Raw genomic sequence first — 15,639 nt, 5'->3', positions numbered from 1 at the left:
CTGTCGTGAGAGAGATTTCACTCAGTCCGTTGAGTCATACGCGACGTTCCAGACCTGGCCCGTCTGGGCCGTGGCCAGGTGATGCAGCAGGGTTGTCGCCTGCCGGCCGGAGTCGGCGCCGCCGGCGTCCTTCTGACTGATCACGAAGCGCCGGATCAAGGGGTCATCGATCGCCTCCGGATCGATCGCGGCGATCCAGGTCCGCAGTGATTCGCCCATCTTCTGTGCGCGGAGGGCGTTGACCGTGATTCCGGTCCCGACCAGCTCGGTCGCAAGGTACGCGGTGTGTGCCTCCAGCGCGGCGACGCAGGCCGCGTAGATGTTTCCGCCGGGCCACGAGTCCAAGTCGCCGACGACGCCGCAGACATTGGCGATCCGTCCCCAGCCCTGACGGATCATCGCCGGGATCACCGCGCCGGACAGCGTCACGACACTCGCGACATTGATGCTGAGGGCACGCAGTACGGCCGCCGGGTCGAGATTGGCTACCGGGCCCAGCGGTGCCACCGTTGCAGCGTTGTTGATCAGGATGTCGACCTCGCCGAAGACCTGCTCGACGCTCTGGACGAGGCCGGGAATCGACCAGGGATCAGCCAGATCGGCGGTGAACCCGGACGCCTCGCCCCCGGCCGACCGGATGGCGTCCACCGTGGCGTCGGCGCGAGCTCTCGAGGTCGCGACCACCGCGACTGCCGCACCGGCGGCACCCAACTGCTGGGCGATGGCCCGGCCGACCGCGCGGCCTGCGCCTGTCACCAAAGCAACTCTGCCGACGAAGGCCCGTGCCGGGCTCAGGCTTCCATGCATGTTAGTTGGAGTCCGGACAGCACCTGTCTCTTACTTGCCGCGCCGCGATCAGGATCCTCAGAAGCGGTAAGACCAGGCCCTCGATCGGCACACAAGTAGGAACATCCGGGTCATTCCGGCCCGTACGGATCGAGGGAGACGGTCATGAGTGGATACTTCGAAGGTCGCAAGCTCATCGTGGTCGGTGGGAGCAGCGGCATGGGACTGCAGACGGCACGCGACGTTGTCGGGCAAGGCGCCACTGCCGTGATCGTCGGGCGTCAGCAGGCCAAGGTCGACGAGACGGTCGCTGAGCTCGGCAAGAAGGGTGACGCCTGGGGCATCACCGCGGACCTGGCGGATCGCAAACAGGTCGAGGACGTGCAGGCACAGCTCGCCGCGGAGCACGCGGATGCGACGCTGCTGGTCAATGCGGCCGGTTTCTTCATCCCCAAGGGATTCCTCGACTACAGCCAGGAGGACTACGACGCGTACCTGGAGCTGAGCCGGGCCACGTTCTTCCTCACCCAGACGGTGGTACGGGGAATGCAGGCCGCAGGCTCCGGCGGCGCGATCGTCAACATCGGCAGCATGTGGGCCCAGCAGGCGATCGCGGCGACGCCGGCGACCGCCTACTCGATGGCGAAGGCCGGCCTGCACGCGCTGACCCACAACCTGGCCATGGAACTGGCGGCAGACGGCATCCGTGTCAACGCGGTCGCGCCCGCAGTGGTGGCCACTCCGTTGTACGAGGGCTTCGTCCCCGCCGACAAGCTCGAAGAGACCGTGAAGAGCTTCGATAGCTTCCACCCGCTGGGACGGGTCGGAACCGCGCAGGACATCGCCTCGTCGATCGTGTTCCTGCTCTCACCGGAGGCGAGCTGGATCACCGGAGCGATCCTGAACGTCGACGGCGGCGTCATGGCCGGCCGCAACTGACGGCCCGCGGCCGAGCGCGCGCTCGATCACATCCGGCTGGAATGAGTGCGGAGTGTCGATGACGAGTTTTCGGACCGTGTCCGCCGGCGGGCTGGAGGTCTTCTACCGCGAGGCCGGCAAACCGGGAGCACCGAAACTCCTGCTGCTGGGCGGATTCCCTTCCTCGTCCCACCAGTTCCGGAACCTGATGCCGGCGCTGGCCGACAGGTTCCATCTGGTCGCGATCGACTACCCCGGCTCCGGAAACACCGAGCTGCCCGATCCGGCCAACTGGGAGTACACCTTCGACCATCTCGCCGAGATCGTCGACGAGACGTTGCTCGCCATCGACTTCACCGGACCGATGGGCCTGTACATGCAGGATCACGGCGGTCCGGTGGGTAACCGGCTGATCTCGCTGCATCGGGACTGGTTCCAGTGGCAGATCATCCAGAACGCCAACATCTACGAGGAAGGGCTCACCGAGCTCTGGGACGGGCTGCGGAACGGCCTCGGGGTCGGCCGCAGCACCGAACCACCGATCGACGTCCTCCTCGAACCGGAAACGGTGCAGGCCATCTACGTCACCGGCCACCCCGATCCGGCGAAGATCAGCCCGGACAACTGGAACCTCGACCTGCACTTCCTGACCCGGCCGAACGCGCGTACGGCGCAACTGGAGCTGTTCCACGACTACCGGACGAACATCGCCATGTACCCGGCCTGGCAGGCGCGACTGCGCCGGGACCAGCCCAAAACGCTGATCTGCTGGGGCCAACGTGACATCTTCTTCACCCCCGCCGGCGGAGAGGCCTACCTGTGCGAGCTCCCCGACGCGAAACTGGTCCGCCTCGACTCCGGACATTTCGCGTTGGAGGACTGCCTGCAACAGATCGCCGACGAGATCAGCACGTTCTACGACGAGGTCGTCAAGTCCTGATGCTGACGAAGCCGTGGCGGGTCCGGCTGATGATTGAGGACCGGCTGGCAAGAATCGATGTCTGTGGAGTGTTCGACGCCCGGACCGCGACCGCGGTCCGGGCCGAGTTCCACGACCTCGCCGTCCTCGCGGAGGCCGTACTGCTCGATCTCGGAAAGGTGACCGGCCTCGCGGAAGGTTTCGGCCTGCCGGGCCTCGTCGACGAGATCCAGCGGCACTGCTGGATCGCGGGATGCCGGCTGTATCTCAGCGCGACGCACCCAACTGTAACGGCAGCCTTGTCAAGACAAGGCTTCTCGTACTGCGGCGATCGCTGAGCTGCTCAGGCGACCTGTTGCTCCGGTAAGTAGCCGGCCTCGATCAGAGCGGCCCGCAGCTTGCGGCGGGCATCGAACATCATCTTGTAGATCGCGTTGTGCGTCGATCCGAGCTGATCAGCGAGCACATCCGTCGGCATTCCGTTCAGCACCAGCGCGACAAAGACCAGCTTCTGCTTCGCCGTCAGCGTCTCGTTGACAGCGCGATGCACCGCCTCCATCAGATCCCGGCTCTCAGCGTGAGCTTCTGGCCCGATGCCGAGTCGCGTTGGCAGCCGTTCCCAGTCCTCGTCGTCGAACCTGACCCCGGCCCGCTGCCAGAAGTGCCGGTTGATCTTGGCGGCCACGTCGAAGATCACGAACTTGTACGCCCAGGTGGTGAACTTGCAGTCACCGCGGAACGTCCCGACTTTGCCGCAGATCGCCAGCAGGGCGTCCGCGGCGGCCTGGTGCGCGATGTCGTCTAGCTCCGGTCCGGCGAGCCGCAGCCTGGAGGCGCGCCGCCCCACCTCTGACCTTGCCGCGCGCAGGAGAACTTCGTACAGGCGACGGCTCGCGCCTTCGCGCTGATCTCCGTCGCCGCTCAGGTCGCGGACCCAGAGCTCGTTCTCCCCCGCGACCTCTGCAGAGACGACCCGCACCTGCGTCAACGACTCGGAACTCTCTCTCTTCACTGGAATCTCCCGCGATCAACGCACCGTAGTGACCACAGGTCCGGCACGTCCGTGCTGACCGACGAAACGATAACATGGACGATACCGTCCATTCATGACGCCGTCCCATCATCACGATCACTAGACCTAAAAGGCATCGACTGACCGTTTCACCGTCAGAGAACGGGTCCAGACCGTCCTATTCACCGACACCGTCAGCAGCGAGTCGCAGGTCCCGGCCGGCCAGTGGACCGCCGGGCTGCTGCAGGGCGCTGCCGGTCGACAAGCTCCCCAGGTCGACCGCGGCGTAGCAGCCGATGTCGTCGATGAGAGCACCGACCGCCGCTCGGGCGTCCTCGTCGTCGCCGGACAGGAACATCACCCGCCGCCCAGCCACGGTCGCGGGCGGCAAGGCCAGTACCGAGGCCGGCAACGTACAGAAGGCCTTGACCACCCTCTCGCCGGCGGCGGAGGCCTGTACGACCTGGCTCGACGTCAGCCCGCCGAGCTCGTACCGGCCCGGCAGCCGAAAGTGGCTCGCGGGTGCCTTGGCGTCCACAACGATCCGTCCGTGCCACGGTGGCAAGTCCTCGAGCAGGGGGACGACCGCGGGCCACGGGATCGCGAACACGACGAGATCTGCGGCCGCGACAGCGCTGATCTCGAGCGCACTGACCTGGGGCCAAGCTCCTCCACGACAGGTTCGAGCGTCGCCGGGCCGCGGCTGTTGCACAGTACGACGTCCTGGCCCGACGCGACGATATGCGCGGCCAGCGCTCGCCCCACCGCACCGGAGCCCACGATGCCGATCGTCGCTGCCATCGATGACGACCTGTCCCTCGGGGATAGCGGGCCGGACGAACTGCGAGAACCCCGGAAGGTCGACCGGCCGGTCCGACACGAATGTGCATCGAGGTCGCCGGACGGCGATCTCCTCATTGCTAGACGGTGTCGCGGGTCTGCGGCGCCCTTACTCCCCGACGAATCGAGAGCCGGATGGACGACCTCGCAGGGATCCGCGACGAGATCAGGACCCACGCTTCGAACGCGTGGGCGACGCAACGCGGGTACGAGCCGATCTACTCGGCGTCACCGAGGTCAAGGATCGTTGTGATCGGTCAGGCCCCCGGCAAGCAGGCTCAGGAGAGCCAGGTCCCGTGGAACGACCCGAGTGGCGTCAAGCTGCAGCGATGGCTGGGCGTCACCGACGCACAGTTCTACGACCCGGACACAATCGCTCTGCTGCCGATGGACTTCTATTATCCGGGCAAAGGCGCCCACGGCGATCTCCCGCCGCGGGCGGACTTCGCGCCGTTGTGGCACCCGAGGATCCTGAAGTTGATGCCGGCCGTCCGGCTCACCGTTCTGATCGGGAGCTATGCCCAGAAACACTATCTGGGGACCAGCGCGAAGAAGAACCTCACCGAGACCGTCCGCGCCTGCCGGGACTACGTTCCCGACCGGATTCCGCTCGTCCACCCCTCGTCGCTGAACTTCCGCTGGCAGGCCAAGAACCCGTGGTTCGAGGGGGACGTGATTCCCACGCTGCAAGCGCTGGTCGCGAACGCTACTCGTAGCGACCTTCGAACGTGACACCGTCGCTCAGGCCGGTGAACCTGAGTCCGACGATCCGCGTGTCGTCGACCATCCAGCGAAGCGCGTAACAGGCTCGATACGACGGCGGCCAGAACGAGCAGAACCGCCCGTGGTCGTCGAGGTACCACTCCCCTGGACTGTCGCCGCCGCGCTCGGTGTAGGTCGTCTTCCCGTCGGCCGTGAAGACCTGGGTCGCACCGTCGGTGTACACCAACCGGCGGGCAGTCACCGCCTTCGGGATGTCAGCAGCCGCAACCGCCGCACCGTCCTCGGCCCGAATCCCCTGCAATACGTCATCCATCGTGACCAACGCCTTCCTTGCTCGACTTGCCTTCGATTCCTTGGTGGCCACTGAGGCTCGCGTGCTTACTGGTCACGTGGGGGTGAGGAGGTCGAAGGCGGGCGAATCCGATCGGATTCGGGGCAGCTTCTCGAAATTGTGCCGCGGCGGCGGCGAGCTGGTCGCCCACTCCAGCGAGCGGCCCCAGCCCCACGGATCGTCGACACCCACCTTCGGCGTCTTCCGCGTCTTGTAGACGTTGTAGAAGAACGGCGGCATCGACAGGCCCAGGATGAACGCACCGATGCTCGAGATCTCGTTCAGCACGGTGAACCCCTCGCTCGCCTTGTAGTCGGCGTACCGCCGCGGCATGCCCTCCACTCCGAGCCAGTGCTGCACTAGGAACGTCGTGTGGAACCCGGTGAACAGCAACCAGAAGTGCAGCTTGCCCAGCCGCTCGTCCAGCATCCGCCCGGTGAACTTCGGCCACCAGAAATAGAACCCGGCGAACATCGCGAACACCACGGTCCCGAAGACCACGTAATGGATGTGCGCGACCACGAAGTACGAGTCCGACAGCTGATAGTCCAGCGTGGGTGAAGCGAGGATGACGCCGGTCAGACCGCCGAAGAGGAAGGTGGTCAAGAAGCCGACCGCCCAGAGCATCGGGGTCTCGAACGAGATGGCGCCACCCCACATCGTGCCGATCCAGTTGAAGAACTTCACCCCGGTCGGGACCGCGATCAGAAACGACACGAACGAGAAGAACGGCAGACTCACTGCACCGGTGACGAACATGTGATGCGCCCACACGGTCGTGGACAGCGCGCCGATGCCGAGTGTGGCCGCAACAAGTCCCACGTAGCCGAAGACCGGCTTGCGGCTGAACACCGGCAGGATCTCGGTGACGATGCCGAAGAACGGCAACGCGATGATGTACACCTCGGGATGCCCGAAGAACCAGAACAGGTGCTGCCAGAGTATCGGCCCACCGTTCGCCGCATCGTAGATATGAGCTCCGAGGGCCCTGTCTGCCTCGAGCATCAGCAGCGCGCCGGCCAGGATCGGGAACGCGATCAGCACCAGCAACGAGGTCACCAGCACGTTCCAGCAGAAGATCGGCAGCCGGAACATCGTCATGCCCGGAGCGCGCATGGTGATGATCGTGGTGATGAAGTTGACCGCACCGAGGATCGTGCCGAGACCTGACAGCCACAGGCCGAGAATCCACAGGTCTCCACCGACCCCCGGCGAACGCGCAGCGGCAGACAATGGCGAATACCCTGTCCATCCCCAGTCCGCTGCACCGCCTGGGGTCGCGAAGCCGCCAATCGTGATCAGGGCGCCGAACAGGTAGAGCCAGTAGCTGAACATGTTCAGCCGCGGGAACGCGACGTCCGCAGCACCGATCTGGATCGGCATGATCACGTTCGCGAAGCCGACGAACAGCGGCGTCGCGAACAGCAGCAGCATGATCGTGCCGTGCACGGTGAAGAGTTGGTTGTAAACCTCCTCGTTCACGATCTGCAGACCCGGCTTGGCCAGCTCGGCCCGGATGATCAGGGCGAGCACTCCGGCCAGCAGGAAGAAGCTGAACGAGGTGATCAGGTACAGGGCGCCGATCCGCTTGCGATCGGTAGTGGTCAGCCACCCGGCCAGCTTCGTCCCGGGGTACGTCCCGGCCGGCGACGCCTGCACCTCGCTGAGTGCAGTCCGCTCAGATGTCGTCACAGCAGCTCCGCAGATCGTCGCGACAGTTACTGGACGATGCAGTCCTCATCATCGACACGGCAAGCGTCACAAAATAAGACTGCGTGCGACGGCAGTGAGCCATTAAGAGGACGATATAGTCCCTTTGCTCCAGGCTCATGGTTCCCCAGAGGTGAACGCAATGGCTGACCAGCAACTCCCCACACCGGTCGAGTGGCTCGACTCGCGCTTGGGCATCCTGAAATCAGGTGCGAAGAAGGACGGGTCCGGAGGACTTCGCAAGGTCTACCCGGAGCACTGGTCGTACCTGCTCGGCGAGATCGCGCTCTACAGCTTCGTCATCCTGATCCTGACCGGGATCTTCCTGACGCTCTGGTTCAAGCCGTCGATGGGCGAGGTCGAGTACCAGGGCTCGTACAGCCTGCTCAAGGGCCTGCACATGTCCGAGGCGTACGCCTCCACGCTGAACATCACCTTCGACATTCGCGGCGGCCTGCTGATCCGGCAGATCGACCACTGGGCCGCGGTGCTGTTCATCGCGTCGATGATGGTGCACCTGCTCCGCATCTTCTTCACCGGCGCCCTCCGCAAACCACGCGAGCTGAACTGGCTGATCGGCTTCGGAACACTGTTCCTGGGCATCATCGAGGGCTTCATCGGCTACGGTCTGCCCGACGACCTCCTGTCCGGCACCGGTCTGCGGATCACCAACGGCATGATCCAGCCATCACCCGTCATCGGCACGTACCTGAAGTTCTTCATCTTCGGTGGCGAGTTCCCCGGCGACACGTTCGTCCACGCTTCTTCACCGTGCACGTCCTACTGCTGCCTGGTCTGCTGCTTGCACTGATTACCGTGCACCTGTTGCGAGTACACCGAGAAGCACCAACCCATCTCCATCTACGAGGCCTACTCGCTCACGGCCCGCGACCGGCTCATCCCGTACGAGCTGGAGCCGGACACCGACGACAACGGCGTCCGCGCCCCGCGCCGGGCCCTCAACAAGGCCCGCGCCACCCTGTCCCGGTTCTACGACTAACACGCAGAGAGGGCGTGCCCATCGCCTCAGTGATGGGCACGCCCTCAGGGGTTATGGACTCAGGCGGTAGTGCGGTGCGGAAGGACCCAGTTGGGGCGGGCGAAGTGGCACGTGTAGCCCGCTGGGTACGTCAGCAGGTAGTCCTGGTGCTCCGGCTCAGCCTCCCAGAACGGCGCCTCCGGCTCGATCGTGGTCACCGCGTTGCCGGGCCACAGCCCTGACGCATCGACGTCCGCGATCGTCTCGCGGGCAACCTTGTCCTGCTCGGGGGTGAGCGGGAAGATCGCCGACCGGTAGCTCGTACCGATGTCGTTGCCCTGGCGGTTCTTGGTCGACGGGTCGTGGATCTGGAAGAAGAACGCCAAGATGTCACGGTAGGTCGTCTGCCCCGGGTCGAAGACGATCTCGACCGCCTCCGCGTGCCCGGGGTGATTGCGGTACGTCGGGTGGTCGTTCTGCCCACCGGTGTAGCCGACGCGTGTGTCGAGCACGCCGGGCTGCCGGCGGATCAGGTCCTCCACACCCCAGAAGCACCCGCCCGCGAGAACCGCGGTCTCTGTGCCCGGCGGGCGGGTGATCTCGCCGGTGTCGTGAATTCCACTCGTCATGATGCGTGCTCCTCCGTACTGGTGGCCTCGAACAGTGACCGGTACTCGCCGTAGCCCTGTGCCTCGAGCTCTGCGACCGGGACGAAACGCAGCGAGGCGGAGTTCATGCAGTACCGCTGACCGCCTTCGGCGACGGGGCCGTCACCGAAGACATGGCCGAGATGGCTGCCGGCGCCGGTGGACAGCGCCTCCGTACGGACCATCCCGTACGACTTGTCGGTCTCCGTACGGACGGCGTCCGCCGCGAGCGGCCTGGTGAAGCTCGGCCAGCCGGTGCCGCTGTCGTACTTGTCGGTCGACGAGAACAAGGGCTGTCCGGAGACAACATCGACGTAGATCCCGGCCTCGTGGTTGTCCCAGTACTCGTTCCGGAACGCGGTCTCGGTCGCGCCGTCCTGAGTGACGCGGAACTGGTTGGCGGTGAGGCGGCTCAGCGCCTCCGGAGTCTTCCTGTAGTCGTGAGACACGATTTCTCCCTCTCTGACGTCGCTGGCTGCGCCGTCACTATGCACAACACCGTGGGCTGCTGAATTGGTCCCGAGTTCCGCGAAACCCGCCGTGACCGCGATCTCAGTCCGGGGGGAGTTCGGCTTCCCGCACAGCGGCAAGCAGCCCGTCCACATCCCCCGCGCAGGCTTCACAGGCAGCCAGGTGCGCAGCGACCCCTGGGTACTGTTCGGCGGCGTCGACGCCGGCGGCGAGCAACTCGGCGTACAGGTGCATGACAGCCATCGCCTCATCGCACCCGACGTCCCGCGGGTCGGTGGCCAAGAACCGCTCGAGCCTCTCCCGCGACGCGGTCATGACCTCTCACCCTCCGTCTGTCTGTGATCAGCAGCCGGTTCTGATAACGGTTAGTGGTCGTGCGGGTCGGAATCTTACGCCCCGCAGCGAACTCGGCCTGTGTGGTAAGACGTCGAGGGTGGCGTGCCGCCAACGCATATGAACCGAAAGTGCGGTGCAAGTAAGAGCTGGATCCAGGGAGGTTCCGGATGAGGGCAATTGTAGTGGCGGACGAGAGCGCAGGGACGGGTGGGATGACGCTGGCCGAGCGTCCCGACCCGGTGCCGGCGATCAACGACGTGGTCGTCGAGATTCACGCCTCGGGCTACGTTCCGACCGAGGTCACGTGGTCGTCGACGTGGACCGATCGCACCAACAGCGACCGGAAGCAGCCGATCCCCGGGCACGAACTGGCCGGCGTGGTCACCGCGCTCGGCTACGGCACGACCGGACTGTCCGTCGGTCAACGGGTGTTCGGCCTCGCGGACTGGCACCGCGACGGCACCCTCGCGGAGTACGTGGCGATCGAGGCGCGCAACCTCGCGCCGCTCCCGGGCGACGTCGACTTCACGGTCGGCGCGAGCCTGCCGATCTCCGGACTGACCGCGTGGCAGGGGCTGTTCCAGCACGGCCGCCTCGAGGCTGGGCAGACCGTGCTCGCCCACGGCGCGGCCGGCGCCGTCGGGACGATGGTCACGCAGCTCGCCCGTGAGTTCGGTGCGTACGTCATCGGCACCGGTCGCGCCGCCGACCGGGAGAAGGCGCTCGACTACGGCGCCCACGCCTTCGTCGACCTCGACAACGACTCGCTCGAAGACATCGGCGGCGTCGACCTGGTGTTCGACGTGATCGGCGGCGACATCCAGAAGCGGTCCGCGGCCCTGGTCCGCCCCGGCGGAACCCTGGTCACCGTCGTCGGACCACCCGAGGCACGCCCCGCGGACGGCCTGGCGATCGACTTCGTGGTCGAGGCCGACCGCGGGCAGCTCATCGAGATCGTCCAACGCGTCCGCGACGGCCGGCTGCGGACGAACATCGGCACCGTGGTGCCCCTCGACGACGCCGTAGCCACCTTCAACTCCACCGAACGAACCAAGGGCAAGATCATCATCGGAATTCGTTCCTAAGACCCGCAGCACAGCGACGGGCCTCGCGGATCAAGTCAGCCGCGAGGCCCGGTGCGACGGGGAAATGACCCCGATTCGATGTGGCGGAGTCAGGGAGCGATCTCGAGTCTGGTTCGTCGTACGTCAGGGCTAGGCCAGTCCCGGCGTATCGATGCAGTACATGCCGCGGCGTTCGGTGAGCATCAGAAGAATCGTGTCGCAGTCCCTGCATCGAGCCACCGTGCCGGGACCGGACATGTACACCGCCATCTCGGCCACCACACCGGTCTTCCCGCATCCGGTGCACTTGTAGCCCATGGTCGTCATGTCTCGCGCGAAAAGATCGTGCATGACGCCCGCGATCGCATTGCCGTCGAGAGGTTGCATTGTCGTCACCCTCCTGTCCCGCCGAACCGTTCGGTCCGGATCCGTCCCGGGTCATGCCCCAAAGAAACCATGGCCGCGGCCGCGGCCTCGACGAACGCCGTCGGTCCGCAGATGTACGTGAGCGGCTTCTCCCCGGCCGGCCATCCGGTGGTGGCCAGGAGTGCCGGGTCGATCCGTCCGCGGTAGCCACGCCAATCGTCCGGGGCCTCGCGAGTCAACGTGACCGAGACATCAATCAGGTCGTCCGCAGCCAGCTTGAAGAGTTCCTCGCGGTAGATCAACAGTTCGAGCGACCGCGAGGAGCACAGCACGCGAACAGGCACCCGGCTGCCGCTCGCGCGGTGATGCCGGACCATCGACCGGAACGGAGTCATCCCCGATCCGCCACCGATCAGGAACAACGGGGCGCCACCGGGCTCGTTCTCCCAGACGAAGTATCCGCCGACCGGGCCCCGCAGCTCGAGCTCGTCCCCCGGGCGCAACTCGTCCACCAGATAGGGCGACACCTCGCCGCCCTCGAGTCGCTCGACGGTGAGTTCCAGGTACGCGTCCTCAGGCGCCGACGCGATCGAGTAGCTCCGCTCCGTCTGGTACCCGTCAGGTGCCGTCAGCCGCACATCCACGTGCTGACCGGCGCGGTGTCCGGCCCAATCGGGCATGGCCAGCGCGATGGTCTTCACCCGCGAAGTCTCGACGGTGATCGAGACCACCGTTCCGGTCTGCCATGTCAGTCGCCCTGGTAGCGCTGCTCTTTCCACGGGTCTCCATAGTTGTGATAGCCGAACATCTCCCAGAACCCGGGCTGATCCGCGCTGCGCAGCTCCACCCCGCGGATCCACTTCGCGCTCTTCCAGAAGTACAGGTGCGGTACGAGAAGTCGCGCCGGGCCGCCATGCTCCGGATCGAGCGGCCGCCCGTAGTACTCGTCCACGATCCACGCCTTTCCGCCGCGGAGATCCGCCAGCGGGACGTTCGTCGTGTAGCCGCCGTCGCAGAACGCCAGCGCATGTGACGCTTGGCCCGACGCGGCATTGAGCAGGGTGTCGAGCGAGACGCCCGACCAGGTCGTGTCCAACTTGGTCCACTTGGTCACGCAGTGGATGTCGACGGTGACCTTCTCGTGGGGCAGCGCCTGGAACTCCGCCCATGACCAGGAGACCGGCTCGTCCACGGTCCCACGGATCGTGAAGTCCCACTTGTCCAGTGGTGTGTGCGGCGTCGGCCCGGCGGACAGTACCGGGAAGTCCCGGGTCAGGTACTGCCCCGGAGGTACGCGCGAAGACTCAGCCGGTCGTCGGCCGAGGAAACCTCTGGTGACTGCCATCAGGCCTTCTTCCCCAGCTGCACACGCAGCAGCCACTGGTGCTTCTCCAACATCCCGACCACCTTGATCAGTACGTCCTGCGTCACCAGATCCGCCCCACCGACCGAGCCCAGCCGCTCACGGATCCGCTCGGCCACGGCCGCGACCCGCCGACCGAGCTCCCAGACCACCGCGTGATCAGCCGACGACTGCACCTCGACAGGTTCGACACGCGATCCCGCTGCGACTGCCGAGCTCTGCCCATCGGGTACGAATCCCAGCGTCAGCGCTCGCTCAGCGACAACATCCGAGATCTCGCGCCACTCTCCCACCAGCTCGTCGAGGAACAGATGCACACTGTGCGCAGCCGACCCGACCACACTCCAGTGCAACTGCTTGCCGATCAGCGACAGATCAATCAGATCCTGCAGCACGACCTGCAACTCCGCACCGACGGCTGCCCGCTCGTTCGGATTGTCCAGCGGCGGCAACTGCACCGAGTTCGCAACAGATTCCATAGCCATACCCCACCTGTGTCATGGCCGGCACCGAACCTTTCCTCCCGCCCCGGACCAATCGGCACCTCACGTCCCGCGGTGTGCCACCAGCTGGTAGGAGTCAGTGACGAGCTGCTTCACCAGGTTCTCGTCCACGGTCCCCCCGCCTTGCACCGTGATCCAGTGCTTCTTGTTCATGTGATAGCCGGGGGTGATGTCTGCGTACTGCTCACGCAGGGCCACGGCGTTGTCCGGATCGGCCTTCAGGACCACGACGGGCCGACCTGGCAGATCCGTGATGAGCATGAAGACCTTGCCACGCACCTTGTAGAGGTCCCAGTTCGGGTCGAGACGATGCTCCAGATCGGCGCCCGGCAGGTTCACGGCGACGTGGTCTGCGAGCTTCTGCAGCTCTTGCGTTTCCAACGTGATCAACTCCGTTCTCGCTTCGAATGGCAGGCGTTGATCGTTGGTGGCGGCCACGATGCGGATCTTTCGATCGACCCTCGCGGCGGTAAGAACCGGGGCCGGCCGGACACCAACCATTCGCAATCCCCCTACCGGAGGCTGATTCGCTGTGTCACGACTGAAGACCCCCGCGCTGGACGATCTCGCGGCCGGCCCGCGGCAGATCCTTGACAAGGTTGGCGCGCAGCTCGGGTTCGTCCCGAACATGTTCAAGACCATTGCCTCGAACCCGACCGTCCTCGAGGTCGTCACCAGCCTGCAAGCCACGATGAGCCGGGTTCTGGACGCTCGAACCCGGCACAGCATCGCGCTGGCCGCGTCGCGGGTCAACGGCTGCGATTACTGTCTGGCCATCCACTCGTACTCCTCGTCCGAATTCGGCGGCATGTCGAGCGACGACATCGACCTCGCCCGCGCTGGCAGCTCGGTCGATCCCAAGCGCGCCGCAGCGGCTCGCTTCGCTCAACAGGTGGTCGACAGCCGCGGACAGGTCAGCGACGCCGACCTCGCGGCCGTCCGGGACGCCGGCTACTCCGACCCGGAGATCCTGGCGATCGTCACGGTCGCGGTGCAGGCTCTGCTCACGAACTTCATCAACAACGTGAACCAGACCGACATCGACATCCCCGCCGTCAACTCGGTCGGCTGACGCGATGAGCTCCGAGCTGTACGAGAAGTTCATGGCACTGCACACCCGCGACGGTGGCCTCGTCCTGCCGAACGCCTGGGACGGGCTCTCGGCATTGATGCTGGCCGACGCCGGTTTCGAGGCGATCGCGACCTCGTCGGTAGCGCTGGCCGCCACGCTCGGCAGGCCGGACGGACGCCACGAAGTCACCCGCGACGAGCATCTGGAGCATGCGGGACTACTCGGCCGTCTCACCGGGCTGCCCGTCAACGGCGACTTCGAGGACGGGTACGGCGAAACGCCGCAAGACGTCGCGGCGACGGTCGAAGCCGCCGTCGAGTACGGCCTGGCCGGCATCGGTATCGAGGACACCTCGGGCAATCCGGAACAACCGATCCGCGACTTCGACGAAGCCGTCGAACGCGTACGTAGCGCGGTCGACGCGGCCAAAGAGCGGATCGTCGTCACCGGCCGTACCGACAACTTCATCCAGGGCCGCCCAGATCTCGACGACACCATCCGGCGTTTGACAGCCTTCGCCGAAGTCGGCGCGGATGTGCTCTACGCCCCGTACCCACCTGACCTCGACGCGCTGAACGCGATCATCACCGCGGTCGCACCGACACCGGTCAACGTCCTCGTGTCGCCGGCGGACAACGTGCTGACGGTCGCTGAGCTGCAGAAGGCCGGCGTCAAGCGAATCAGCCTGGGTCCGTGGCTCTACGTCCACGCGATGGGGGCCCTTGAAGAAGCCACCAAGGCTCTGGTCGCGGGCGACCTGGCCTCGGCCGCGACCGGCATCAGCTTCGAGCGCGTCGGCGAACTACTTGCCCACAGCGAGAACTAGACCCTTGATTGCAGGAAGAAAGTAGACAGACATGGACCTCGACAAGCTCATGGGCAAGCACCTCACCAGGTACTTCGATCCCAGCAGGACGATCCCCGCGGAAACACTTCAGCAGCTGTTGAAGTTCCTGCGTTCGACGCCCACGTCGACCAACATCCAGCCGAACCACTTCTATGTCCTCGCCACCGACGAAGGCAAGAAGCGGCTGGCGGACAACCTGGGCGAACGCTTCCAGGACAACGGCGAGAAGGTCCTGAATTCCTCGCACACCATCATCGTCACCACCCGGGCGGATCTGCCCGAGAGCCACGTCGAGGCGGTGTTCAGCAGGGAGCGCGCCGACGGCCGGTTCCCGGACCCGGCGAAGCAGGAGCTGTGGGAATCGATGACCCGCGACTTCCTGAACCTGCGCAACTACGGCTACAAGGACGTCAACCACTGGATGGAGAAGCAGACCTACATGGTGGTCGGTCTGACCATGATGGCCGCCGCTGAGCTCGGCGTCGAAGCCACACCGCTCGAGGGGTTCGACCCGACCAGTGTCGACAAGGCGTTCAAGATCCGCGAAACCGGGCACGCCACAACGGTCTTGCTGGCGCTCGGCTATCCCGACCCCAAGAAGCAGTACAGCAATCCGATCTCGCGCTTCGACACGGACGAACTGTTCACCTTCGTCTGAACGCCGGCGGCATCGGTCAGAGGTACGGCTCTATGGAAGACTCTCCCGCGGTGATCGACCAGGTCCACCGGGACAGCAGGCTCCGGTTGGCGTT

21 protein-coding genes and 2 pseudogenes are annotated in these 15,639 nt (G+C 65.6%); 9 read left to right on the top strand and 14 right to left on the bottom strand.

The features are described from left to right. Positions 1-21: 21 nt before the first annotated feature. Positions 22-756 carry an SDR family NAD(P)-dependent oxidoreductase gene (locus OG555_RS24805; protein ID WP_329474937.1) on the bottom strand — a complete coding sequence of 245 codons (735 nt, stop codon included), beginning with the start codon at positions 754-756 and terminating at the stop codon, positions 22-24. A gap of 195 nt (positions 757-951) precedes the next feature. Here OG555_RS24805 and OG555_RS24800 point away from each other — a divergent pair, with 195 nt between their 5' ends. Genes OG555_RS24800 through OG555_RS24790 form a run of 3 tightly spaced genes read left to right on the top strand, consistent with a single transcriptional unit; the run spans position 952 to position 2,961 of the window. Beyond that, complete coding sequence (locus tag OG555_RS24800) at positions 952-1,725, top strand: SDR family NAD(P)-dependent oxidoreductase (protein ID WP_329474936.1); 774 nt, start codon at positions 952-954, stop codon at positions 1,723-1,725. 58 nt (positions 1,726-1,783) lie between these two features. Further along, positions 1,784-2,644 carry an alpha/beta fold hydrolase gene (locus OG555_RS24795; RefSeq protein WP_329474935.1) on the top strand — a complete coding sequence of 287 codons (861 nt, stop codon included), beginning with the start codon at positions 1,784-1,786 and terminating at the stop codon, positions 2,642-2,644. Further along, the gene (locus OG555_RS24790; protein ID WP_329474934.1) at positions 2,644-2,961 is read left to right on the top strand and encodes a hypothetical protein; all 318 of its coding nucleotides are present in this window, start codon (positions 2,644-2,646) and stop codon (positions 2,959-2,961) included. Before OG555_RS24795 ends, OG555_RS24790 begins: the two co-directional genes overlap by 1 nt. 5 nt (positions 2,962-2,966) lie before the next feature. Here OG555_RS24790 and OG555_RS24785 read toward each other — a convergent pair whose 3' ends face one another. The 3 genes and pseudogenes from OG555_RS24785 to OG555_RS42940 form a co-directional block, all read right to left on the bottom strand. Next, positions 2,967-3,635 carry a sigma-70 family RNA polymerase sigma factor gene (locus OG555_RS24785; protein WP_329474933.1) on the bottom strand — a complete coding sequence of 223 codons (669 nt, stop codon included), beginning with the start codon at positions 3,633-3,635 and terminating at the stop codon, positions 2,967-2,969. A 178-nt stretch (positions 3,636-3,813) separates the two neighbouring features. Next, positions 3,814-4,245 carry an NADPH-dependent F420 reductase gene (locus OG555_RS24780; protein WP_329474932.1) on the bottom strand — a complete coding sequence of 144 codons (432 nt, stop codon included), beginning with the start codon at positions 4,243-4,245 and terminating at the stop codon, positions 3,814-3,816. Between the two features lie 95 nt (positions 4,246-4,340). After that, positions 4,341-4,436 (bottom strand): annotated as a pseudogene (locus OG555_RS42940) (NAD(P)-binding domain-containing protein); the annotation flags it as partial. 174 nt (positions 4,437-4,610) lie between these two features. Between OG555_RS42940 and OG555_RS24775 the strand changes: the two are divergent. Next, on the top strand, positions 4,611-5,207 hold the full coding sequence (locus tag OG555_RS24775) for a uracil-DNA glycosylase family protein (protein ID WP_329474931.1): 597 nt from the start codon (positions 4,611-4,613) through the stop codon (positions 5,205-5,207). Here OG555_RS24775 and OG555_RS24770 read toward each other — a convergent pair. Further along, positions 5,182-5,511: a hypothetical protein gene (locus tag OG555_RS24770; protein WP_329474930.1), complete on the bottom strand. Its 330-nt coding sequence runs from the start codon at positions 5,509-5,511 to the stop codon at positions 5,182-5,184. The genes OG555_RS24775 and OG555_RS24770 overlap by 26 nt on opposite strands. 72 nt (positions 5,512-5,583) lie before the next feature. Beyond that, positions 5,584-7,188 carry an aa3-type cytochrome oxidase subunit I gene (gene ctaD, locus OG555_RS24765; RefSeq protein WP_329484865.1) on the bottom strand — a complete coding sequence of 535 codons (1,605 nt, stop codon included), beginning with the start codon at positions 7,186-7,188 and terminating at the stop codon, positions 5,584-5,586. Positions 7,189-7,381: 193 nt separating this feature from the next. Here ctaD and OG555_RS24760 point away from each other — a divergent pair. Beyond that, positions 7,382-8,073: pseudogene (locus tag OG555_RS24760) on the top strand (cytochrome b); the annotation flags it as partial. A 225-nt stretch (positions 8,074-8,298) separates the two neighbouring features. Here the strand turns inward: OG555_RS24760 and msrA are convergent. From msrA to OG555_RS24745, 3 genes are all read right to left on the bottom strand, one after another. After that, the gene (gene msrA / locus OG555_RS24755; RefSeq protein WP_329474929.1) at positions 8,299-8,847 is read right to left on the bottom strand and encodes a peptide-methionine (S)-S-oxide reductase MsrA; all 549 of its coding nucleotides are present in this window, start codon (positions 8,845-8,847) and stop codon (positions 8,299-8,301) included. Further along, positions 8,844-9,314: a peptide-methionine (R)-S-oxide reductase MsrB gene (msrB, locus tag OG555_RS24750; RefSeq protein WP_329474928.1), complete on the bottom strand. Its 471-nt coding sequence runs from the start codon at positions 9,312-9,314 to the stop codon at positions 8,844-8,846. The genes msrA and msrB overlap by 4 nt, the downstream gene beginning before the upstream one ends. Positions 9,315-9,417: 103 nt before the next feature. Next, entirely contained in the window at positions 9,418-9,651 is a 234-nt protein-coding gene (locus OG555_RS24745) for a hypothetical protein (RefSeq protein ID WP_329474927.1), read from the bottom strand. Between the two features lie 188 nt (positions 9,652-9,839). Here OG555_RS24745 and OG555_RS24740 point away from each other — a divergent pair, with 188 nt between their 5' ends. Next, positions 9,840-10,757, top strand: coding sequence for an NADP-dependent oxidoreductase (locus OG555_RS24740; RefSeq protein WP_329474926.1), 918 nt, complete (start codon positions 9,840-9,842; stop codon positions 10,755-10,757). A 129-nt stretch (positions 10,758-10,886) separates the two neighbouring features. Here the strand turns inward: OG555_RS24740 and OG555_RS24735 are convergent, their stop codons facing one another. The 5 genes from OG555_RS24735 to OG555_RS24715 form a co-directional block, all read right to left on the bottom strand. Beyond that, the gene (locus OG555_RS24735) at positions 10,887-11,123 is read right to left on the bottom strand and encodes a DUF6510 family protein (protein WP_329474925.1); all 237 of its coding nucleotides are present in this window, start codon (positions 11,121-11,123) and stop codon (positions 10,887-10,889) included. A 5-nt stretch (positions 11,124-11,128) separates the two neighbouring features. Continuing rightward, positions 11,129-11,803 (bottom strand): ferredoxin reductase, encoded by a 675-nt coding sequence (locus OG555_RS24730; protein WP_329474924.1) that lies wholly within the window; start codon positions 11,801-11,803, stop codon positions 11,129-11,131. Between the two features lie 47 nt (positions 11,804-11,850). After that, positions 11,851-12,447: a sulfite oxidase-like oxidoreductase gene (locus OG555_RS24725; RefSeq protein ID WP_329474923.1), complete on the bottom strand. Its 597-nt coding sequence runs from the start codon at positions 12,445-12,447 to the stop codon at positions 11,851-11,853. Then, positions 12,447-12,944, bottom strand: a complete 498-nt coding sequence (locus tag OG555_RS24720; protein WP_329474922.1) for a Dps family protein — start codon at positions 12,942-12,944, stop codon at positions 12,447-12,449. Before OG555_RS24720 ends, OG555_RS24725 begins: the two co-directional genes overlap by 1 nt. A 66-nt stretch (positions 12,945-13,010) precedes the next feature. Further along, positions 13,011-13,349 carry an MmcQ/YjbR family DNA-binding protein gene (locus OG555_RS24715; RefSeq protein WP_329474920.1) on the bottom strand — a complete coding sequence of 113 codons (339 nt, stop codon included), beginning with the start codon at positions 13,347-13,349 and terminating at the stop codon, positions 13,011-13,013. A 151-nt stretch (positions 13,350-13,500) separates the two neighbouring features. Between OG555_RS24715 and OG555_RS24710 the strand changes: the two genes are divergently transcribed. From OG555_RS24710 to OG555_RS24700, 3 genes are read left to right on the top strand one after another with little or no spacing between them, the layout of a single operon-like run. After that, the gene (locus tag OG555_RS24710; protein ID WP_329474919.1) at positions 13,501-14,040 is read left to right on the top strand and encodes a carboxymuconolactone decarboxylase family protein; all 540 of its coding nucleotides are present in this window, start codon (positions 13,501-13,503) and stop codon (positions 14,038-14,040) included. A 4-nt stretch (positions 14,041-14,044) separates the two neighbouring features. Continuing rightward, on the top strand, positions 14,045-14,866 hold the full coding sequence (locus tag OG555_RS24705) for an isocitrate lyase/PEP mutase family protein (RefSeq protein ID WP_329474918.1): 822 nt from the start codon (positions 14,045-14,047) through the stop codon (positions 14,864-14,866). A gap of 31 nt (positions 14,867-14,897) precedes the next feature. Next, positions 14,898-15,545: a nitroreductase family protein gene (locus OG555_RS24700; protein ID WP_329474917.1), complete on the top strand. Its 648-nt coding sequence runs from the start codon at positions 14,898-14,900 to the stop codon at positions 15,543-15,545. Positions 15,546-15,639 lie beyond the last annotated feature (94 nt).

It is taken from the genome of Kribbella sp. NBC_01484 (genome assembly GCF_036227145.1).
Taxonomy (GTDB): Bacteria; Actinomycetota; Actinomycetes; order Propionibacteriales; family Kribbellaceae; genus Kribbella.
Note: the sequence above shows the minus strand (reverse complement) of the source record. Positions and strands in the feature narration are given on the sequence as shown.